The following is a 19,630-nucleotide window of genomic DNA, read 5'->3' as shown; positions in this document are numbered from 1 at the left end:
CGGTCAGACCAGCTGGGCCTGGACCGTCGCCGTCAGCTCCTGCAGCGAGAAGGGCTTGGGCAGGAAGACGGCGTTGGGAATGCGCCCGTCCCCGTCGGGGATCGCGTCCTCGGCATAGCCCGAGACGAAGACGACGCGCACATCGGGGCGGATCTCGAGCGCCTTGCGCACCCAGCTGGGCCCGTCGAGCCCGGGCATCACGACGTCGGTGACGAAGACGTCGATCTCGAGCCCATCGTCGGAAAGCAGCTCCAGCGCCTCCTCGCCGCTCTCGGCCTCGATCACGCTGTAGCCGCGGCTGCGCAGGGCGCGCGACGCGAAGGCGCGCACCGGGGCCTCGTCCTCGACGAGCAGAATGGCCCCCTCGCCCTGCGGCGGCGGGCCGGTCCTGGCCGGGCGCTCCGCCGGGGCGGCGCGGCGCAGCGGCAGATCATGCGCCGGGAACATCAGCGTGAACACGCTGCCCATGCCCGGGGTCGAGTCGACGAAGATGAAGCCGCCGGTCTGCTTGACGATCCCGTAAGCCGTCGACAGCCCGAGGCCGGTGCCCTCGCCTGTGCGCTTGGTGGTGTAGAAGGGCTCGAACACCTTCGGCAGGCGATCGGGGGGGATGCCGGCGCCGTCGTCGGTGACGCTGACCACCACGTAGCGGCCCTGCGGAATCCGGACGCGGTCGCGCACCCGGTCCTCGGACAGCAGCTCGTTGCGGGTCTCGATCCGGATCGTGCCGCCGTGGGGCATGGCGTCGCGCGCGTTGACGATCAGGTTCATGATGACCTGCTCGAGCTGGCGCTTGTCGCCGCGGATCGGCTTCAGATCCGGGTCATGGGACAGCGTCAGCTCGATCCGCTCGCCGACCAGGCGGTTCAGCAGGTGGGTCAGGTCGGCCAGGGTATCGCGCAGGTCCATCACCTCCGGCTGCAAGGTCTGCTTGCGCGAGAAGGCCAGCAGCTGGCTGACGAGGCTGGCCGCGCGATTGGCGTTCTGGTTGATCTGCACGAGGTCGGCATAATCCGGATCCTCGGCGTCATGGCGCAGCAACAACAGGTCGCAATGTCCTGAAATTGCCGTCAAAAGATTGTTGAAGTCATGCGCCACGCCACCCGCGAGCTGCCCGATCGCCTGCATCTTCTGGCTTTGGACAAACTGCGCCTCGAGGGTCTTCAGCTCGGTCGCGTCGTTCAGCACGGCGACGAGGAAGACCTCGCCGTCCTCGAGGATCCGGTTCAGCGTGATCTGCAGGTAGACCTCCGATTCCGAACGGGCCGCCTGCAGAACCTCGGGCTTGCGCAGCCCCCGACCCTCGGCCGCCTCGGCGATCCAGTCGTTCACCGACCGGCCGAGCCCGCTCACGAGGCTCTCGAGACGGACCGCGCCGTTCATCGAATGACAGAGCAGTTCGCGCGCGATCCGGTTCGCCATCAGGACCGTGCCCCTGGCGTCGAGCTTGAGCAGCGCCACCGGCAGTTCGTCGAAGAAGCGCCGGGTGGAGGCCCCGGTCATCTCCTCGGGATCGCAGGGCGTGAGACAGATCTCGCGTCGGGCACCGCGCCCGCGCACCTCGCTGACCCGGACGCTGACCGGACCGGACGCCGTGGCCAGGTCGTGCACGCCGTCCGGGCGCAGGGGCAGGTCCGCGAACAGGCGGTCCAGATGCGCCGCCCGGCCGCCGACCATGCGGCGCAGGGTTTCGTTCAGGTAGAGAATGCCGCCATCCGGGTCCGCGGTCAGAAGCGGCAGCGCCTGCGGGCTGTCCGGGTCGGGCTTGGAACTTTCGCGCGGCAAGACTCGCCAGAGACAGCCCTCCGCCCCGAGCCTGCGCACGGTGATATGAAGGTGCCCATCGGTCGCGACGACCTCCTCGACGGCCTGGCCGTGACGCAGCGCGGCCTGCCGCAGCCGCACGACCAGCGACCCCGCATCCGGCAGCCGAACCGCCAGCAGGTCGGCCAGCATGGCCGCGCCGCCGGGATCCGGGAACCGCCGGGCGGCAGCGGTGTTGCGAAAGGTCACGCGCCCCGTCGCGTCCGACAGGAAGATCGGCGCCGGGTCGTTGCGCAGGAAGGTCGTGATGACCGCCCAGTCCCCGGTCCGCCGGCGCCGGCGGAGCAGGTCGGCCAGCGCGACGAAGGCCGCCGAGGCGCCCATCACGCCGCCCGCCGAAAGCAACACCAGCTGCGCGGGTCCCACGGGGGCAAGCAGCGCCCCGGCGAGGCAGAGCGCGGCCCCGAGGCCGAGATAGAGCACCCGGCGCGGCGTGGTCGCGTCCCGCACCGGGACCGGGATGGGCAGATCCGCGGACTGGGTCACCGCGTCCTCCTTCCGTTACCGTCCGGCGCATTTGGGACAAACCGGGTTAAGAGGAGCTTAAGCGCACTCTAAAGGCGATTATGAGACATTTTCTTCGCGCTGCAAGAGTGCGATGTAGAATCCGTCGCCCCCGTCCAGCGGCGTGAGACGCCGTTCCGAGACCAGGCGCCAGCCCCGGTGCCGGGCGCGAAACCCGGCGATCTGGGCCCCGTTCTCCGGCGCGAGCAGCGAACAGGTCGTGTAGGCCAGGTGCCCGCCCGCGGCGACCAGCGGCGCGGCCCGGTCGAGAATCCCGGCCTGCGTCCGGCAGAGCGCCTCCAGCCCGCCGGGGTCGAGCCGCCACTTGGCCTCGGGGCTGCGCCGCCAGGCGCCGCTGCCGGAACAGGGCGCGTCGCAAAGCACCAGATCGTAGGCGCCCCCTGCCGCCACCTCCCCGCTGTCGAGGCAGGTGATCACGGCACCGGCCCGCGCCGCGCGCGCCGGCAGGTCGCGCATCCGGCGCGGGTCCGCGTCATGGGCGAAGACCGTGGCGCGGGGCGCCTGTGACGCCATCGCCAGGGCCTTGCCGCCACCCCCCGCGCAGTAGTCGAGGACCCGCGGCGCATCGGCCAGCGGCAGCATCTCCACCACCGCCTGCGACGCCGCGTCCTGCAATTCGACCAGCCCGTCGCGATAGGCGGCCGCGTTCTGGATTTTCCGCGGATTCTCCGTCACTTCCAGGGCGGTCTTCGCCAGCGCGTGCGGCCGCGTTCCGATGCCATCGGCGGCCAGCGCGGCGCGGGCCGCCTCGCGCGTCGTCCTGGCGCTGTTCACGCGCAGGAAGACCGGTGCGCGATCCCGTAACGCGGACATGACCGGTTCGAAGGCGTCGCCGAGCGCGGCCTCCAGCTCCGGCGCCAGCCAGTCCGGACAGTCGAGGACGATGTTGCGCTCCATCTCGACCGCCCGGTCGAGACGCGCGATCTCCGCCGCCGTCAGGGGCGGCGGCGCATGGCCGCTGCCCGAGAAGATCCCGGGGCAATCGGCGCCCGCCTCGCGCAGCTGGCCGATCAACAACCCGCGGCCCGTCATCGCGCCACCAAGCGCGGCGTGAGAGCGCTTGCGGCGCAGGCTGGCGAAGACATGGTCACGGACCGCCGCGCGATCGCCCGAGCCCGCAAAACGGCTCGCGCGGGCCCAGTTCGTCAGCGCCTGTTCGGCGGGCGTGCCGCTCAGCACGCGGTCGAGAATCTCGATCGCGGCGGCAACCCGCGCGCCCGGCGTCATCGGGACCGCCCCCGACCCATCGCATCAGCTTTTGACGGCAAGGCGTTGATAAAAAAGCAGGAAAACAATCGGCTCAGGCCTCGTCGACGAATCGATAGCCGCCGTTGGCCCGCTCCACATGGCCGAAGGCGGGACGCAGGATATGCCCGCCCGAGAAACGGATGCCATCGGTCGCCAGCATGTCGAGCAGCCGCTTGCGCGAGGCGCGCGCGGTGTCGGCATCGACGTCGAAGACCACGCCGACATCCGGATCCGCCAGTTGCAGCGCCTGGGCATGGACGATGTCGGCGGCATGCACGAAGCTCTCGTCGCCGACGTCCAGCCGGAACCCGCTGTGGCCCGGCGTGTGACCGGGCAAGGGCAGCGCGGTCATCCCAGGCGCGATCTCGCCGGCATCCGTGACCGTTCGGATACGCCCCTCATAGGCGGCCAGCACCGCCGCGGCCAGCTGCTGCCAGCCCGACAGGGTCTCGTCCCCCGCGAAGCGCGCCGCGTCGGACCAGAACGCGATCTCGGCGGCGGGGATCACCATTTCCGCGTTCGGGAAAACGGGTTGGCCGTCGGGGGTTACCGTGCCGGCGATGTGATCGGGGTGCAGATGCGTGAGAAAGATCAGGTCGACCTCTTCCGGGGCGGTTCCGGCCTCGGCCAGCGCCTCCGGCAGATGTCCGGCCGTTGGTCCGAACAGGTCGCGCGGCCCCGAATCCACCAGGATCGTCTGGCCGGGGCGCCGGATCAGGACCGCGTTGAAATTGGTCCGGATCGCCTCTTCGCCGGCGGCGTCGAGCAGCGCATCGATATGGGCCGGATCGGTGCCCGGGAAGATCTCGCGGTCGAACTCCAACGTGCCGTCGGTCAGCACGATCAGGTCGGCATCGCCAAGTTTGCGGCTCAGGATCTGGGCCATGTGATAATCCTCCTCGGGTCAGGGTCCTGTCGCCGGGCGCGTGCGGGCGCTTGGCCGCCGACGTCACGGGCCCGGTCATGGAACGGCGTTCGGGCGCCATCCCCGTGCGGCGCATTGTGCCCATACGGGTTAGCGCCCGCCGCCGTTCACGGTCAAGTCCTTCCACACTCGCGCCCCGGCCTACGTGCCCTGCCCGGCCCGCGCGCCAGGTGCCGGGCGGTCATGGGCGTGACGGTCTCGCAACCCGGCCGCCAGCAACGCCGGCAGCGCGGCGGCGACCAGGAACATCGCCCGCGGGCCGGCCATGTCCGACATCACCCCGGCGACCGCGGGGCCGAGAACGCTGCCGGCCGCCATGGCCAGGAGCGCCGCCGTGAAGCTCAGCGACGGCAGCCCGGGATAGAGCCGCTCGGACCAGAAGGCGAGAACGGCGCTCGTCATCATGACGTGGACCCCCTGCAGCCCCGCCGAGGGGATCAGCCCGGCCCAGTGCCCCGGCGCAAGCGCGACGAGCGCCAGCGAGCCGGCCCCCGCCAGCATCAGCGCGCGCAGAAGACCTGGCAGGCCGAGCCGCGCCTTGAGGCGGCCCGTCATCAGGCCCGAGAAGCCGCAGAGACCGTAAAGGATGAAGATCAGGGCCGGCACCGCGTCGACGGGCACGCCCGGCAGGCCGCCCGCCGCAACCGCGCGGTCGGCCGCGAAGGACACGTAGATCGCCGAGGTGGTGCCGTAGACGAAGCCGATCCCGAAGAGCGGCGCCGCCACGGGCTGCACGAGACCGCGCCAGGCCCGCGGCATCGCCTCCGGCGCCCGGTCGAGATCGCGCAGCGCCCGGACATTCACCCAGAGCGCCAGCGCGCTCGCCCCCGCGAACAGCGCCCAGCACATCCGCCAGGACAAGCCGAGGCCCACCATGCCAAGCGCCGCCAGGCCCGCGCCCGCGACGCCTATGCTCGTTCCGCTGCTGATGGTCGACAGCGCCGCCGGCCGCCACCAGTCGGGAACCGTCCGGTGGACCGCGTCGTTGAACGGCGTCCAGGCGAAGCCCGCGCTCGCCGTGGCGAGGAAGACACCACCGGCCAGAACCGGCGCGTTCGGCGCGAGCGCCACCGCCAGGAGTCCCGCCGTCGCCACGACGAGCCCCGCGACGACCGGCAGTTCCGGCCCCCGCCGCGCCAGCAGCGCCTGCGCGACCAGGAGCCCGATGAAGAAGCCGAGAAAGCCGAGCCCCGAGATCAGGCCGATATCCGCGCTCGACAAGGCGAACGCGGCGCGGAATTCCGGAACGAACAGGCCAAAGCCCATGCGCGCCGGCCCGAAACTGATGGCCGTGGCGGCGAAACCCGCGGCAGAGAGCGCCCAGAACCGCGTCATGGTCCGACCTCCTTCCTTCCCCGGCGGAATGCGTCCGGAGCCGGTGGTGTTCCTGCCGCGGCCCGCTCGCGGGCACGCCCATTCACGGACAAGTGACCGCGGCGCTGGGGGGCTTTCGCCCCAGTGTCGCTATCGGACGCGTATGCGGCGCTGCAGCGACGGCAGTGCAGCATGACATGTGCGACGCGGCGACGACGCGGGGCGGTCCCGCGGCGCGAAAGGGCATCTCATGATTCAAGTCCTGTCCGGGGTCTGGGCCCTCCTGATCGGAATCGTGTTCATCATGCTGGGCAACGGCATGCATTTCACCCTGATCGGCCTGCGCGGCGATATCGAGGGATTCTCGGCCGCGGCGCTCGCGGTGGTCACCTCGGGCTATTTCATGGGCTTTCTCTCGGGCGCACGGCTCACGCCGCTTCTGATCCAGCGGGTCGGACATGTGCGGGTCTTCGCGGCGCTGGGCAGTTTCATGTCCGCCGGGCTGCTGTCCTTTCCGCTGCTTGCCGAGCCCTGGGCCTGGACGGTGCTGCGCGTGCTGATCGGGTTCTGCATGTCCGGCATCTACGTCACGGCCGAAAGCTGGCTGAACAATGCCGCTACCAACGAGACCCGCGGCAAGGTCCTGGCGGCCTACATGATCGCGCAGACCCTGGGGATCATCGGCGCGCAGGGCCTTCTGACGCTGGGCGATGCGGGCACGTCGGTGCTCTTCATCGGGGCCTCGATCCTGGTCTCCGTCTCCTTCGCGCCGATCCTGCTCTCGGCCACCCCGGTTCCGGCCGCCGAGGTGACGCGGCCCATGCCGCTGCGCGATCTCTTCGCGGGCTCGCCGCTCGGCACGGTGGGGATCTTCCTGCTGGGCAGCGTCTACGCGACGCAATCGGGCATGGGCGCGGTCTTCGGCACCCAGATCGGGATGACCACGGCCGAGATCGCGCTCTTCGTCGCCATGCTTTTCGCCGGGGCGCTCGCGCTTCAGTACCCGGTGGGCTGGCTGTCGGACCGCATGGACCGGCGCAAGCTGATTTTCGGCGCGGCCACCCTCGGCGCGACTTCCTGCGCGGTGGGCTGGATGACCGGCGGCGGTCTCTGGGCGCTGATGGCGGCCGCCTTCTTCGCCGGGGGCGTGACCACGCCGCTTTACGCGCTGTTCCTGGCCTATACCAACGACTTCCTGTCGGCCGAGGACATGCCGGCCGCGTCCGGTGGGCTGGTCTTTACCTTCGGGCTCGGCGCCATCGTGGGCCCGATGATCACGGGCTGGGCGATGCAGGGGCTGGGGCCCTTCGCCTTCTGGCTGGTGCTTGGCACGACCTTTGCCGCCATCGCGCTCTATGCTCTCTACCGCATGACCCAGCGCGCGATCGTGCCGGTCGACGAGACCGAGAGCTACGTGGGCGTCCTGCCGACCGCCTCGCCGGTGACGGTGGAGGTGGCCGGCGTCTGGGCCGCGGAACAGGCCGAGGCCGAGCGCGAGGCCGAGGAGACGCCGTGACATCCCGCGCCCCGGCCCGTCACGGACCCGGGGGCGCGGATGAAGATCGCCCCCTAAAGACCCGCTTTAAGAGCGATAATTCGGCGACTCCCGCGTGATCTGCACGTCGTGGACATGGCTTTCCTTCAGCCCCGCGCCGGTGATCCGCACGAAGTTGCAGCCGCCGCGCATCTCGTCGATGGTGGCCGAACCGGTATAGCCCATCGCCGCGCGCAGGCCGCCCACGAGCTGGTGGACCACCGCGCCGGCCGAGCCCTTGTAGGGCACCTGCCCCTCGATCCCCTCGGGCACCAGCTTGTCGCTGGCCGCGTCCTTCTGGAAATAGCGGTCGGCCGAGCCGCGCGCCATCGCGCCGAGGCTGCCCATGCCCCGATACGACTTGAAGCTGCGGCCCTGGTAGAGGATCACCTCGCCCGGGCTCTCGTCGGTGCCGGCGATCATGCTGCCCACCATCGCGCAATGGGCCCCCGCGGCGATCGCCTTGGCGAAATCGCCCGAGAACTTGATGCCGCCATCGGCGATGATCGGCGTGCCGCTCTCGGCGGCGGCGCGGGCGCAATCCATGATGGCCGTCAGCTGCGGCATGCCGACCCCGGCCACGACCCGCGTCGTGCAGATCGATCCCGGGCCGATGCCGACCTTGATCCCGTCCGCGCCCGCGTCGATCAGCGCGCGCGTGGCCTCGGCGGTGGCCACGTTGCCGGCAATGACCTGCGCGGCGTTGGACAGCTTCTTGATGCGTTCCACGGCCCTGGCGACGCCTTCGGAATGGCCGTGGGCGGTGTCGACCACGATCAGGTCGCAGCCGGCGTCGATCAGCGCCTCGGACCGTTCGAAGCCGGCATCGCCGACGGTGGTCGCCGCGGCCACGCGCAGCCGGCCCAACTCGTCCTTGCAGGCCGCCGGGTTCAGCACCGCCTTCTCGATATCCTTGATCGTCAGCAGTCCGGTCAGCCGGCCCTGCTTGTCGGCGACCAGCAGCTTCTCGATCCGGCGTTCGTGCATCATCGCCTTTGCCGCGGCGAGATCCGCCGGTTCCTCGAGCATGGCGAGGTTCTCGGAGGTCATCATCGCGCTGACCGGCGTCCGGTCATCCTCGGCGAAGCGCATGTCGCGGTTGGTGACGATGCCCAGCACGTGGCCCTCGGCGTCCACCACCGGGAAGCCGGTGATCTTGTAACGCTCCTGCAGGGCCTTGGCGTCGGCCAGCGTCTGGTCGGGGCGCAGCGTGACCGGGTTGTAGACCACCCCCGACTCGAACCGCTTCACCCGCCGCACCTCGCGGGCCTGATCCTCGATGTTGAGATTTCGGTGAATCACCCCGATGCCGCCCGCCTGCGCCATGGTGATCGCCATCGGACCCTCGGTGACGGTGTCCATGGCCGAGGACAGGAGCGGGATGTTCATCCGGATGGACCTGGTAACCAGGGTGCGCGTATCCGCCTCGTTGGGCAGCACGCTGGATGCACCGGGAACCAGCAGCACGTCGTCGAAGGTGAGCGCCTCGCGAATCTCCATTGGGAGTCTCCTTGGGGAGTTTCGTTTGGCGCTTCCCTATCTCACGGGGACGGGGGAAAGGAAAGCCGCAATTTCCGCGCGGGCTCAGGCGGTCGCCGCATTGGTCTTGGCCGCGAGCTGGCCCTTGGCCCACATCTGCATCACCTTCCAGGCGATGGGCGGCACGACCAGCGTCGCCGCCACGAGCACGCCGGCCGCGATCAGCCGGAAGGGCTGGGCCGCGACGTAGCCGGCCATCAGCGCCATCAGGCCGGCGGTGGCGGCAAGCGGAAAGGTGAACGCCCCCCAGAACGGGCTGAAGCCCGCCTCGGTCAGCCAGCGAACGCGAATCGCAAGCAGCAAGAGCAGCGCCACCGCGGCCCAGGCGAGCCCGGTCGCGAGCCCGCCCTGCCCCAGCATCAGCGAGACGGTGCCGAGCAGCGCCACCGGGGCCAGGTGGATCGCGAGCAGCGGGCGCAGCGGCGCCGGCACCCCGCGCAGCGTGAACTGGCGCAGGCTCTCGGCCCAGATCGCTATGGCCAGCGCCCCGGTGCCCCAGAGGATCGCCTGCGCCAACCCGTGCAGGCCGAGCGGCACGGCCGGCACCGCGGCGACGATGAAGCCGACGAAGCTGAGGTGGAAGACGGGGGTGACCACCCGCTGCTCGGCCGGCCCGGTGGCCAGGACATAGAGGATCAGCGCCACCAGCCCCGCATGCGCCGCCAGGCCGGCATAGAGCACCGCGGTCGCGGCGCCCGCGCCGTAGGGAACCAGGACGGCCGCCAGCAGGTAGAGCGAGAGCATCATGGTCGACAGCCCCGCCCGGCCCGGCAGGATCCGCAGATCCTCGGCCACGACGGCGGGGCGGCGGACGGCCTTGGCGCCATAGGCCAGAACCGCGAACAGGAAAAGCAGGGTCACCGCGCCGAGAATCGCCTCGCCGACCGCGGCCGGCACGTCGAAGACCGGCACCGCGCGGCGCCAGGCGAGCCCCAGCGCGAGAAGGCCGAAGATCGGCGGAAAGATCGCGGGCGGTGTCCGCCGCCAGAGCCCGGGGGTCGCCTGCATGTGTCCTGCTCCGTTCCGTGCGTCGTCTGCGTGCGCCGCGATCCTGACCCGCCCTGCCGCGGAACGGGAGGCGCCGCAGCGTCGCACCGCCCGTCAGTCGTCGTCGGGCGCCGTGTCCGCCGGGCCGCGATACCCGGTCGCGACCACGAATTTCTCAGAGGAATCCTGCCGGCTGGCCGGCGGCTTGACGTTGGCGACCTTGGCGAAGCGCTTTTTCAGAAGCGCCTGCAACTCCGACTCGGCGCCCCCCGCGAGCACCTTCGCGACGAAGGTGCCACCCTCTTCGAGCACGTCGAAGGCGAATGCCGCGGCCGCCTCGCACAGCGCCACGATGCGCAGATGATCGGTCTGCTTGTGGCCGGAGGACGCCGCGGCCATGTCCGACATCACCACGTCCGCGGGGCCGCCCAGCCAGGCCTTGACCTTCTCGTCGGCGCCGTCCTCGAGGAAATCGAGCACGTGAAGCTCGGCCCCCGGGATCGGCTCGACCTCCTGCAGGTCGATGCCGATGACGCGGCCGACCGCCTTGCCCGTCTTCTCGCCGAGCGCGTTCACGCTCCGGACGGCGACCTGGCTCCAGCCGCCGGGCGCGCAGCCCAGGTCGACGACCCGCGCGCCGGGCACGAGGAAGCGATACTTGTCGTCCAGCTCGAGGATCTTGTAGGCGGCACGGCCGCGATAGCCCTCTTTCCGGGCGCGCTGGACGTAAGGATCGTTCAGCTGCCGTTCCAGCCAGCGCGTGGACGAGGATTTACGCCCGCGGGCCGTCTTCACCCGCACGCGCAATTCGCGCTGCCCGCGCCCCGAGGTCTTGCCGGATCGCGCCATGTTCAGAACGCCCCGCTTTCCAGAACGCCGTCGGCGTTCATCTGGGCATAGAGCAGGCCCTCGCGAAGCCCGCGGTCGGCCACCGACAGCCGGTCCGTCGGCCAGGCACGCAGCAGCGCCTGCAGGATCGCCGCGCCCGACATGATCAGCGAATGGCGGTCGCGCCCGATCCGCGGGTCGAGCCGCCGGCCCACCGGGCCGAGCGCGAGGTAATCGCGGATTACCGCGTCGATCTGGTCGGAAGTCATGCGCAGCCCGTCCACCTTGTTCCGGTCATAGCGTTTCAGCCCCAGGTGACTCGCCGCCACGGTGGTCACGGTGCCGCTGGTGCCGATGATCTGGAAGCCATCACGCGCCTGGTCGGCGGCATCGTGATAGGGCGAGAAGGCCGCCAGCTTTTCCTCGAAATAGCAGGACATCAGCGCGAAACGCGCCGCGTCGTCCTCGACGTCGTCGAACTGATCCTTGAGCGTCGCCACCCCGAGCGGGACCGAGATCCAGTCCACCACCTTGGCCGCCGGGAAGGGCGAGTCGGTGCGGTCGAACCCGGTATGCAGCCGCATCAGCGCGCGCTGTCGGTCCAGCGGGGCAACCGCCGAGAGATCGATCCAGACCAGTTCGGTCGACCCGCCGCCGATATCGACTACCAGCAACTGCTCGGTGCGGGTTGACACCAGCGGCGCGCAGCTGACCACGGCAAGCCGCGCCTCTTCCTCGGCCTCGATGACCTGCAGCTCGAGACCGGTCTCGCGCTTTACCAGGTTCAGGAAATCGCGGCCGTTGCGCGCGCGCCGGCACGCCTCGGTCGCGACGAGCCGCATGCGGCGCACGTCGTGTTTCCGCAGCTTGCGCTGACAGATGCGCAATGCTCCCACCGCCCGCCCGATCGACGCGCGCGAGAGCCGGCCATGCGCCTCCAGCCCGTGGCCCAGCTGCACCGATTTGGAAAAGCTGTCGACCACGTGGAACTGGCTGCCCTTCGGCTGAGCGATGAGCATGCGGCAGCTGTTGGTGCCGAGATCCAGCGCGGCATATAGCTCCGCCGGATCCGGCCTGTCGGGCGCGGGGCGCTCTACCGGTTTCGGGAACGCGCCCGCATGTGCGGGGCGCTTAGGCGCCATGTCATGGTGCCTCCAATTCGTGTTGCCTTGAAGTTACTCTTTGCGTGCGTCCTGTTCAAGCGCCGTCGGCTTGTCGTTTCCAAGGGCCGCATTGTCGAAATCCGTCGCGGCACCCGGCGCGGAGGCTCCTAGAAGACACCGAAACGCAACGAGGAATCGGATATGCCCGACGTCACCATCGTCTACTGGCGCGACATCCCGGCCCAGGTCATCGTCGGCAAGGGCCGTCGCGGCGCCAAGCATCCGCTGCCCGAACGCTTCGAGCAGGCCATTGACAGATGCGCGATGAAGGTAGGCGCGCGGGACGCGGATGCCTATCTGGAGGAATGGCGCAAGGCGCCGCCCTACTCTGTCGAGGGTGACCCACAGGAGGTCGCAAAAACCGAAGCCGCGCGGATCGAGGCCGAGTACGACAGCGAACGAGTGAAGGCACTGATCACCAATGACGGGTGGGCCGAGGCCCAGAACTGAAGGAGACGCGCCATGGCGCTGCTGAATTTCCGCTCCAGGTCCGAGACGGCCCCGCCCCCGGTCAAGCCCGAGGTCGAGGCGTTCCTGCAGGACTACTCGATCGAGGTGATGCCCCGGACCGCCGAGAAGGTCGAGGATTTCCGCGCCCTTCTGCCGGCCGGCACCCGCGTCTACATCGCCCATATCGAGGGCACGCCGATCGACGACATGGTCGCCACCGCCCGCCGGCTGAACGCCGAGGGCTACACGGTGATGCCGCATTTCCCGGCCCGCATCATCAAGGACAAGGCCACGCTCGGGGACTGGATCGCGCGCTACCAGGGCGAGGCCGACGTCCGCCAGGCGCTGGTGCTCGCCGGGGGTGTTTCAAGCCCGCATGGCGACTTTCACTCCTCAATGCAACTCCTTGAAACCGGGCTCTTCGATGCCGCCGGCTTCGAGAGGCTGCACGTCGCCGGCCACCCCGAGGGCAACCGGGACATCGACCCCGAGGGCGGCAACCGCGTCGTGGACGAGGCGCTGCGCTGGAAGCAGGCCTTCAGCGCCCACACCGCCGCCGAGATGGCCATCGTGACCCAGTTCGCCTTCGAGTCCGGGCCGGTGATCGCCTGGGCCGACCGGCTGCGCGCGGCCGGGATCACCCTGCCGATCCATATCGGCGTGGCCGGCCCGGCCAAGTTGCAGACGCTGATCAAGTTCTCGATCGCCTGCGGGGTGGGCGCGTCGCTGCGCGTGCTGCAGCGCCGCGCCAAGGACGTCACCAAGCTGCTGATGCCGTTCGAGCCGGACGAGTTCGTGGGCGCGCTGGCCGCGCACAAGGCCGCCAACCCGGACTTCAACATCACCAATGTGCACTTCTTCCCGCTTGGCGGGATCAAGGCCAACGCGACCTGGGCGATCGAGCATGGCGGCACCGCCGCCGTGCCGGCCGACGCCAAGACATAAGGACAGGGACATGACCCGCACCGTCGTCGAATCGAAGACCAAATCCGTCACCATCGGCTTTGACGAGCCGTTCTGCGTGATCGGTGAACGCATCAACCCGACCGGCCGCAAGAAGCTGGCCGCCGAGCTGGAGGCCGGCGATTTCTCCACCGTCGAGAAGGACGCGCTGGAACAGGCCGCCTGCGGGGCGATGGTGCTCGATGTGAACGCGGGCGTGGTCTACAACTCCAACCCCAACCCGAACGAGACCGAGCCGCCGCTCATGACCAAGATGATCGAGCTGGTGCAGGGGCTGGTGGACATCCCGCTCTGCATCGACAGCTCGGTGCCGGCGGCGCTCGAGGCGGGGCTGGCGGCGGCCCATGGCCGGCCGCTCCTGAACTCGGTGACCGGCGAGGAGGAGCGGCTCGAGGCGATCCTGCCGCTCGTCAAGAAATACGACGTGCCCGTGGTGGCGATCTCGAACGACGACACCGGGATCTCGGAAGATCCGGACGTGCGCTTCGCCGTGGCCAAGAAGATCGTGGAACGCGCCGCCGATTTCGGCATCCCGGCCCATGACATCGTCGTCGATCCGCTGGTGATGCCGGTCGGCGCGATGGCGACGGCGGGGCGGCAGGTCTTCACCCTGGTCCGCCGCCTGCGCGAGGAGTTGGGCGTCAACACCACCTGCGGCGCGTCCAACATCTCCTTCGGTCTGCCCAACCGGCACGGGATCAACGCGGCCTTCCTGCCGATGGCGATCGGCGCGGGCATGACCAGCGCGATCATGAACCCGGTCCGCCCCGTCGAGATGGAGGCGATCCGCGCGGCCAACTTCCTGATGGCCAATGATCCCAACGGGGGCGCGTGGATCAAGTTCTCGCGCGTTCTCGACCAGGTGAAGGAAGGCAAGGACTTCGCCGAGGCCTCGCGGGAAAGCGCCGCCGCCGCTGCCGGCCAGCGTGGCGGGCGGCGCGGCGGACGCCGGCGCAGCGCCTGACGCGACAGGGCCAGCCCCGGCGGGCCATTCGCCGGGGCGGCCACGGCCAGCGACCAAGGACACACATGGCACAGGATCCCCTCGTCGTCTTCACCCCGTCCGGCAAGCGCGGCCGCGTGGCACCGGGCACGACGGTTCTGGCCGCCGCGCGCCAGCTCGGCGTCGATCTCGACTCGGTCTGCGGCGGGCGCGGGATCTGCTCCAAATGCCAGGTCGCCCCGGCCTATGGCGAATTCTCCAAGCACGGCGTCACCGTGGCCGGGGACGCGCTCTCGCCCTGGAACACGGTCGAGGAGCGCTACGACAGCAAGCGTGGCCTGAAGGAGGGCCGCCGGCTCGGCTGCCAGGCCCAGATCGTCAAGGACGTCGTGATCGACGTGCCCCCCGAGAGCCAGGTCCACAAGCAGGTGGTGCGCAAGGCCGCGACCGCCCGCGACATCGTCATGGACCCGGCCACCAAGCTCTACTACGTCGAGGTCGAAGAGCCGGACATGCACGAGCCCTCGGGCGACCTGGAACGGCTGGCGCGGGCGCTGCATGACCAGTGGGGCCTCGCCGACGTGACCGCCGACCTGCACATCCTCCGCGAAGTGCAGCCGGTGCTCCGCAAGGGAGGCTGGAAGGTCACCGTGGCCGTCCATCGCGGCACCCATGACCATCGCCCCCGCATAATGGAAATCTGGCCCGGCTTCCACGAGGGCGGCATCTACGGGCTCGCCATAGACCTGGGCTCCACCACCGTCGCGGCCCATCTCTGCGATCTCGCGGACGGCCGCGTGCTGGCCTCGGCGGGCGTGATGAACCCGCAGATCCGGTTCGGCGAGGACCTGATGAGCCGGGTCAGCTACGCCATGATGAACCCCGGCGGCGATCGGGAAATGACGACAGCCGTCCGCGACGCGATCAACCGGCTGACGGTCGAGATCGCCGAGGAAGCCGGGATCGCCCCCGCGCTGATCATGGAGGCGACTTTCGTCTGCAACCCGGTGATGCATCACCTGCTGCTTGGAATCGACCCGGTGGAGCTGGGCCAGGCGCCCTTCGCGCTGGCCACGGCGGATTCGCTGACGCTGAACGCGCGCGAGATGGACCTCACCGCCATGAACGACGCGGCGCGGGTCTTCGTGCTGCCCTGCATCGCCGGTCATGTGGGCGCCGATGCCGCCGCCGTGGCGCTCTCGGAAGAGCCGCACAAATCCGAGGATCTGGTGCTGATCGTCGACGTGGGCACGAATGCCGAGATCCTGCTCGGCAACCGCGAGCGGGTCCTGGCCTGCTCGTCGCCCACGGGCCCGGCCTTCGAGGGCGCGCAGATCAGTGCCGGGCAGCGTGCCGCGCCCGGGGCGATCGAGCGGGTCGAGATCGACCCGGCGACGAAAACGCCGCGGTTCAAGGTGATCGGCTCGGATCTCTGGTCCGACGACCCGGCCTTCCCGGAGGCCACCGCCGCGACCGGGATCACCGGCATCTGCGGCTCGGGAATCATCGAGGCCGTGGCCGAGATGCGGATGGCCGGGCTGCTCGACCCCTCGGGCCTGATCGGCTCGGCGGCGCAGACCGGCACCGATCGGTGCGTCGCCGACGGGCGCACCCATGCCTATGTGCTGCATGACGGCCGCGCCGAGGGCGGGCCGTTGATCTCGGTCACGCAGGGCGACATCCGCGCGATCCAGCTGGCGAAATCCGCGCTTTATGCGGGCGCGCGGCTGCTGATGGACGAGCTTGGGGTCGACGCGGTCGACCGCGTGGTTCTGGCCGGCGCCTTCGGCGCGCATATCAGCCCGAAACACGCCATGGTTCTCGGCATGATCCCCGATGCCCCGCTCGACAAGGTCAGCTCCGCCGGGAACGCCGCCGGGACCGGCGCGCGCATCGCGCTCTGCAACGTCACCGCACGGGCCGAGATCGAACAGATCGTGCGCCGGATCCACAAGGTGGAGACCGCCGTCGAGCCCCGCTTCCAGGAACACTTCGTCGCCGCCAACGCGATCCCGCACGCCACCGCCCCCTTCCCGCATCTCTCGGCGGCGGTGCCCCTGCCGCGTGTCGGCTTCAACACCGGCGCGGGGGATGACGGCGCCGAGGGCGGGCGCCGGCGCCGCCGGCGGCGCGCCTGACGCCGCCCTTGGGTCGACCCCCGGCCGCCGGACACCGCCCCGCCGGGCCGCGCCGCGTCCCGGCTGGCGCGCGGCGCGTATTCCCGTCTTGACCTCTGCCACGGCTTCGCCTAGCTCTTTTCCACCCGAGCGGGTGTAGCTCAATGGTAGAGCAGCAGCTTCCCAAGCTGACGACGAGGGTTCGATTCCCTTCACCCGCTCCAGCCTTCCCGACGCGCAGAAGAAAACGGCCTCCACCCGGCAGGTGAAGGCCGTTCCGTTCGCTCCGCGAGGGGATCAGGACGATCCGTCCCGCATCTGGTCGTAGTTGAACGGATCGATCTCGTGCACCTCGCCCGGGCCATAGGGCAGGTCGTAATACTGGTCTCCCGGCGCCCAGCCGTACTTGTAGTACCCGTAATGGGGATAGGCGTAGTTGCCGGTTCCGAAACCGCCGCTCACGTCGACCACCGTGGCCGCGATCCGGCCGTCACGGATCAGCATGTCGCTGACATAGCCGTAGTCGAGCGGTACGCCGTCCGTGCCGCGCAGCCGCGCGTAGTCGCCGACGAGTTCCGTGGCCCGCCAGGCACGGCCCTCGATCTCCGCGTCGTCGAGGCCGGGCTGGATCGCGTCGCCGAGGCGGCTGCCCGGCAGGCCCGACACCTCGAAGGCATCGTAGTCGGAAACCGTGTCCTCGGTGATCGGCACCGTCACCACGTCCTCGGCATGATCGACGGTCACCTCGTCCCAGGGCACGCCTACGTGATGGTCGCCGAGATCCCAGACACCGCCGATTTCCGCGATGATCGAGATCACTCGCGCATCGGGGCCGAAGATCACGTCCTCGACCTCGCCCAGGTCTTCGCCACCGGCGCTGCGGACCCTGGTGCCGATCAGGCGGTCGACGCTCCAGCCGCCGCCGGCATAGATGTTTTCATAAGTCCATCCCGCCATCGGGATGATCTCTCCCTTGTCGACCTGCGTCTGCGCCGCCGCGACGCCCGGAAGGGTCAGCGCACAGGCCAGCGCGGTCGTCGTCAGCGTTTTCATGATCCGTCCTCCTCAAAGCATCGTTTCGTTCCATGCGAGGCCTCGGCAGGGAAACGCGCCGGGCCCGGCCGGGTTCCGGATTGCATGCGCGCGGGCCACGGGGTAGTGGAGCCGGGATGACGCTGGCTTACCGCACCCCCCTGCCCCCGGAAACGCTCGCCGCCCATGGCGTGCCGGCCGACTGGCGCTACGGCATGGCCGACCGCGTCCGGTTTCGCGAACTCGACGTGCTCGACCACGTCAACAACGCGGTCTACCTGACCTGGTTCGAAACCGTCCGTGTCGCCTATGTGCGGGACTACGGGATCTCGCACTACCGTGCCGAAGATCCCAAGATGGTGCTGCGTGCCACGGGCGCCGAGTTCCATGCGCCGCTGCATCTCGACGACGAGTATATCGTCACGGCCCGCAGCACGCGCATGCGGCGCAGCAGTTTCCAGATGGCTTACGGTGTCTTCTCGGGCGGGCGGATGGCCGCGAGCGGGCACGCCGTGATCGTGATGCTCGAGGACGACCTGCGCACGCGCCGCGAGATCCCCGACGCGATCCGGCAGACACTGGCCGCGCGGGACGGCGCCGTGCAGGAGTGACCGCTCAGCCGCGGTGCCGCGCGAGGTAGGCGAGAAGGTTCCGCGTGGAGCCGTCGCGCCCCTCGGCCGTCTCGGTGCCGGCGACGACCGGCGCAAGGCTCTTGGCAAGCTCCTTGCCGAGTTCGACGCCCCACTGGTCGAAGCTGTTGATCCCCAGGATCACCCCCTCGACGAAGACGCGATGCTCGTAGAGCGCGATGATCTGGCCCAGCACATAGGGCGTCAGCATCGGGTAGAGCAACGTGGTGGAGGGCCGGTTGCCCGGGAAAACCCGGTGGCGCGCCTGGCGCTCCAGCTCCGCGCCGGCATATCCCGCGCTTTCCATCAACGCGCGCGCCGCGTCGAGCGACCGCCCGCGCATCAGCGCCTCCGACTGGGCCAGGCAATTTGCCAGCAGCAGCTGGTGATGGCCGGCCAGGTCGGGCTCGTGGCCCGCGGCGCCGGCCATGAATTCGCACGGCACGACGCGCGTGCCCTGGTGAATGAGCTGGTAGAAGGCATGCTGCCCGTTCGTGCCCGGCGCGCCCCAGACGATCGGCCCCGACTGGCGATCGAGCGCCGCACCGTCCATCGCCACGGACTTGCCGTTGCTCTCCATCTCGAGCTGCTGGAGATAGGCCGGCAGCAGTTCCAGCCGTTGTTCGTAGGGCAGCACCGCGCGGGTCGCGTGACCGCAGAGCTGGTTGTGCCAGATGCCGGTCAGGGCCAGCAGCATCGGCAGGTTTCCGGACGGCGGGGCCTCCTGGAAATGCCGGTCCATGGCGCGTCCGCCGTCGAGGAAGGCGCGGAAATTCTCGGGGCCCACCGCCAGCATCAGGCTCAGCCCGATCGGCCCCCAGACCGAGTAGCGCCCCCCGACCCAGTCGGCGAACCCGAACACGCGCTCGGGCGGAATGCCGAAGGCGGCGGTGCGGTCCGGCGCGCTGGACAGCGCCACGAAATGACCGGGCGCCTTGTCCGCCCCGACCCGGGCCGCGAGACGTTCGCGCGCCGTCTCCGCGTTGGTCATCGTCTCAATGGTGGTGAAGGTCTTGGACGCCACGATGAACAGCGTCGCGGTCAGCTGCACCCGGTCCAGCACGTCGTGGATATGCGCCCCGTCCACGTTGGAGACGAAATGCACCTCCGGCCCGTCGCAATAGGGCGCCAGCGCCCGCGTGGCCATCGCCGGCCCCAGGTCCGACCCGCCGATCCCGATATTCACCACGTGGCTGAAGCGCCCGCCGCCCGGCGGCGCGATATGGCCCGCGCGCACGCCCTCGGCGAAGGCGGTCATCCGCCCGAGCGTCTCGCGCAGCTCCGGCATGACGTCCGCGCCGTCCACCGTGATCGCGGCGTCGGGGTTGCGCAGCGCGGTGTGGAGCACCGCGCGCCCCTCCGTTTCGTTGATCCGCGCGCCCGCGAACATCGCCGCGCGCCGCCCGGCGACGTCCGCCTCCTCGGCCAGCTGCAGCAGCGCCGCGCGGGTCTCGGCGTCGATGGCGGTCTTGGAATAGTCGAAGAGCAGCCCGTCGGCCTCGGCCGCGAACCCCGTGGCGCGGGCCGGATCGGCGTCGAACAGCGACAGGATACTGCGCCCGGCCGCCCTGTCCCTGAGCGTGTGAAGCGTCTTCCAGGCGGTCATGGC

Annotated in this window: 16 protein-coding genes and 1 tRNA gene; 7 read left to right on the top strand and 10 right to left on the bottom strand. The window is 70.0% G+C overall.

The window, feature by feature from the left end:
* Positions 1-3: 3 nt before the first annotated feature.
* From ACQ5SP_RS07470 to ACQ5SP_RS07455, 4 genes are all read right to left on the bottom strand, one after another.
* A complete protein-coding gene (locus ACQ5SP_RS07470; protein WP_430937722.1) occupies positions 4-2,310 on the bottom strand; it encodes an ATP-binding protein in 2,307 nt (768 codons plus the stop codon).
* 78 nt (positions 2,311-2,388) lie between these two features.
* Positions 2,389-3,576 carry an RsmB/NOP family class I SAM-dependent RNA methyltransferase gene (locus ACQ5SP_RS07465; RefSeq protein WP_430937721.1) on the bottom strand — a complete coding sequence of 396 codons (1,188 nt, stop codon included), beginning with the start codon at positions 3,574-3,576 and terminating at the stop codon, positions 2,389-2,391.
* Between the two features lie 73 nt (positions 3,577-3,649).
* A complete protein-coding gene (locus ACQ5SP_RS07460) occupies positions 3,650-4,483 on the bottom strand; it encodes an MBL fold metallo-hydrolase (protein WP_430937720.1) in 834 nt (277 codons plus the stop codon).
* Positions 4,484-4,663: 180 nt separating this feature from the next.
* Positions 4,664-5,857: an MFS transporter gene (locus tag ACQ5SP_RS07455; RefSeq protein WP_430937719.1), complete on the bottom strand. Its 1,194-nt coding sequence runs from the start codon at positions 5,855-5,857 to the stop codon at positions 4,664-4,666.
* A gap of 229 nt (positions 5,858-6,086) precedes the next feature.
* On the opposite strand from ACQ5SP_RS07455, the gene ACQ5SP_RS07450 reads away from it, so the two are divergent.
* Entirely contained in the window at positions 6,087-7,352 is a 1,266-nt protein-coding gene (locus ACQ5SP_RS07450; RefSeq protein ID WP_430937718.1) for an MFS transporter, read from the top strand.
* A 66-nt stretch (positions 7,353-7,418) separates the two neighbouring features.
* Here ACQ5SP_RS07450 and guaB read toward each other — a convergent pair whose 3' ends face one another.
* The 4 genes from guaB to ACQ5SP_RS07430 all read right to left on the bottom strand — a co-directional run bounded on the left by guaB (position 7,419) and on the right by ACQ5SP_RS07430 (position 11,866).
* The gene (gene guaB / locus ACQ5SP_RS07445; protein WP_430937717.1) at positions 7,419-8,870 is read right to left on the bottom strand and encodes an IMP dehydrogenase; all 1,452 of its coding nucleotides are present in this window, start codon (positions 8,868-8,870) and stop codon (positions 7,419-7,421) included.
* Between the two features lie 84 nt (positions 8,871-8,954).
* The gene (locus ACQ5SP_RS07440; protein WP_430937716.1) at positions 8,955-9,917 is read right to left on the bottom strand and encodes a tellurium resistance protein; all 963 of its coding nucleotides are present in this window, start codon (positions 9,915-9,917) and stop codon (positions 8,955-8,957) included.
* Positions 9,918-10,010: 93 nt separating this feature from the next.
* A complete protein-coding gene (locus tag ACQ5SP_RS07435) occupies positions 10,011-10,745 on the bottom strand; it encodes an RlmE family RNA methyltransferase (protein ID WP_430937715.1) in 735 nt (244 codons plus the stop codon).
* A gap of 2 nt (positions 10,746-10,747) precedes the next feature.
* Positions 10,748-11,866 carry a Ppx/GppA phosphatase family protein gene (locus ACQ5SP_RS07430; protein WP_430937714.1) on the bottom strand — a complete coding sequence of 373 codons (1,119 nt, stop codon included), beginning with the start codon at positions 11,864-11,866 and terminating at the stop codon, positions 10,748-10,750.
* Between the two features lie 162 nt (positions 11,867-12,028).
* Between ACQ5SP_RS07430 and ACQ5SP_RS07425 the strand changes: the two genes are divergently transcribed.
* The 5 genes from ACQ5SP_RS07425 (at position 12,029) to ACQ5SP_RS07405 (ending at position 16,584) form a co-directional block, all read left to right on the top strand.
* On the top strand, positions 12,029-12,337 hold the full coding sequence (locus tag ACQ5SP_RS07425) for a virulence factor (protein ID WP_430937713.1): 309 nt from the start codon (positions 12,029-12,031) through the stop codon (positions 12,335-12,337).
* 12 nt (positions 12,338-12,349) lie between these two features.
* The gene (locus ACQ5SP_RS07420) at positions 12,350-13,282 is read left to right on the top strand and encodes a methylenetetrahydrofolate reductase (RefSeq protein ID WP_430937712.1); all 933 of its coding nucleotides are present in this window, start codon (positions 12,350-12,352) and stop codon (positions 13,280-13,282) included.
* A gap of 10 nt (positions 13,283-13,292) precedes the next feature.
* The gene (locus tag ACQ5SP_RS07415) at positions 13,293-14,264 is read left to right on the top strand and encodes a methyltetrahydrofolate cobalamin methyltransferase (RefSeq protein WP_430937711.1); all 972 of its coding nucleotides are present in this window, start codon (positions 13,293-13,295) and stop codon (positions 14,262-14,264) included.
* Positions 14,265-14,329: 65 nt separating this feature from the next.
* Positions 14,330-16,381 carry an ASKHA domain-containing protein gene (locus ACQ5SP_RS07410; protein WP_430937710.1) on the top strand — a complete coding sequence of 684 codons (2,052 nt, stop codon included), beginning with the start codon at positions 14,330-14,332 and terminating at the stop codon, positions 16,379-16,381.
* 129 nt (positions 16,382-16,510) lie between these two features.
* Positions 16,511-16,584: transfer RNA gene (locus ACQ5SP_RS07405), tRNA-Gly, on the top strand.
* 73 nt (positions 16,585-16,657) lie between these two features.
* Here ACQ5SP_RS07405 and ACQ5SP_RS07400 read toward each other — a convergent pair.
* Positions 16,658-17,413 carry a PRC-barrel domain-containing protein gene (locus tag ACQ5SP_RS07400; RefSeq protein WP_430937709.1) on the bottom strand — a complete coding sequence of 252 codons (756 nt, stop codon included), beginning with the start codon at positions 17,411-17,413 and terminating at the stop codon, positions 16,658-16,660.
* A 116-nt stretch (positions 17,414-17,529) separates the two neighbouring features.
* On the opposite strand from ACQ5SP_RS07400, the gene ACQ5SP_RS07395 reads away from it, so the two are divergent.
* Complete coding sequence (locus tag ACQ5SP_RS07395) at positions 17,530-18,003, top strand: acyl-CoA thioesterase (protein WP_430937708.1); 474 nt, start codon at positions 17,530-17,532, stop codon at positions 18,001-18,003.
* Between the two features lie 4 nt (positions 18,004-18,007).
* Here ACQ5SP_RS07395 and pgi read toward each other — a convergent pair whose 3' ends face one another.
* Entirely contained in the window at positions 18,008-19,627 is a 1,620-nt protein-coding gene (pgi, locus tag ACQ5SP_RS07390) for a glucose-6-phosphate isomerase (RefSeq protein WP_430937707.1), read from the bottom strand.
* Between the last annotated feature and the right edge of the window lie 3 nt (positions 19,628-19,630).

Origin of the sequence: Rhodovulum sp. YNF3179, assembly GCF_050586465.1 — a bacterium.
In the GTDB taxonomy this organism is placed as follows: Bacteria; Pseudomonadota; Alphaproteobacteria; order Rhodobacterales; family Rhodobacteraceae; genus CAJXYS01.
The sequence above is the reverse complement of the archived record's forward strand: the minus strand, read 5'-3'. Positions and strand labels throughout refer to the sequence as shown.

Excerpts from the sequence above, each read along its gene's own strand:
- ACQ5SP_RS07455 (WP_430937719.1), bottom strand. The coding sequence starts at position 5,857 with ATGACGCGGTTCTGGGCGCTCTCTGCCGCGGGTTTCGCCGCCACGGCC.
- ACQ5SP_RS07420 (WP_430937712.1), top strand. The coding sequence starts at position 12,350 with ATGGCGCTGCTGAATTTCCGCTCCAGGTCCGAGACGGCCCCGCCCCCG.
- ACQ5SP_RS07400 (WP_430937709.1), bottom strand. The coding sequence starts at position 17,413 with ATGAAAACGCTGACGACGACCGCGCTGGCCTGTGCGCTGACCCTTCCG.
- pgi (WP_430937707.1), bottom strand. The coding sequence starts at position 19,627 with ATGACCGCCTGGAAGACGCTTCACACGCTCAGGGACAGGGCGGCCGGG.
- ACQ5SP_RS07435 (WP_430937715.1), bottom strand. The coding sequence starts at position 10,745 with ATGGCGCGATCCGGCAAGACCTCGGGGCGCGGGCAGCGCGAATTGCGC.
- ACQ5SP_RS07450 (WP_430937718.1), top strand. The coding sequence starts at position 6,087 with ATGATTCAAGTCCTGTCCGGGGTCTGGGCCCTCCTGATCGGAATCGTG.
- ACQ5SP_RS07395 (WP_430937708.1), top strand. The coding sequence starts at position 17,530 with ATGACGCTGGCTTACCGCACCCCCCTGCCCCCGGAAACGCTCGCCGCC.
- ACQ5SP_RS07460 (WP_430937720.1), bottom strand. The coding sequence starts at position 4,483 with ATGGCCCAGATCCTGAGCCGCAAACTTGGCGATGCCGACCTGATCGTG.
- ACQ5SP_RS07430 (WP_430937714.1), bottom strand. The coding sequence starts at position 11,866 with ATGGCGCCTAAGCGCCCCGCACATGCGGGCGCGTTCCCGAAACCGGTA.
- ACQ5SP_RS07465 (WP_430937721.1), bottom strand. The coding sequence starts at position 3,576 with ATGACGCCGGGCGCGCGGGTTGCCGCCGCGATCGAGATTCTCGACCGC.
- guaB (WP_430937717.1), bottom strand. The coding sequence starts at position 8,870 with ATGGAGATTCGCGAGGCGCTCACCTTCGACGACGTGCTGCTGGTTCCC.
- ACQ5SP_RS07440 (WP_430937716.1), bottom strand. The coding sequence starts at position 9,917 with ATGCAGGCGACCCCCGGGCTCTGGCGGCGGACACCGCCCGCGATCTTT.
- ACQ5SP_RS07425 (WP_430937713.1), top strand. The coding sequence starts at position 12,029 with ATGCCCGACGTCACCATCGTCTACTGGCGCGACATCCCGGCCCAGGTC.
- ACQ5SP_RS07410 (WP_430937710.1), top strand. The coding sequence starts at position 14,330 with ATGGCACAGGATCCCCTCGTCGTCTTCACCCCGTCCGGCAAGCGCGGC.
- ACQ5SP_RS07415 (WP_430937711.1), top strand. The coding sequence starts at position 13,293 with ATGACCCGCACCGTCGTCGAATCGAAGACCAAATCCGTCACCATCGGC.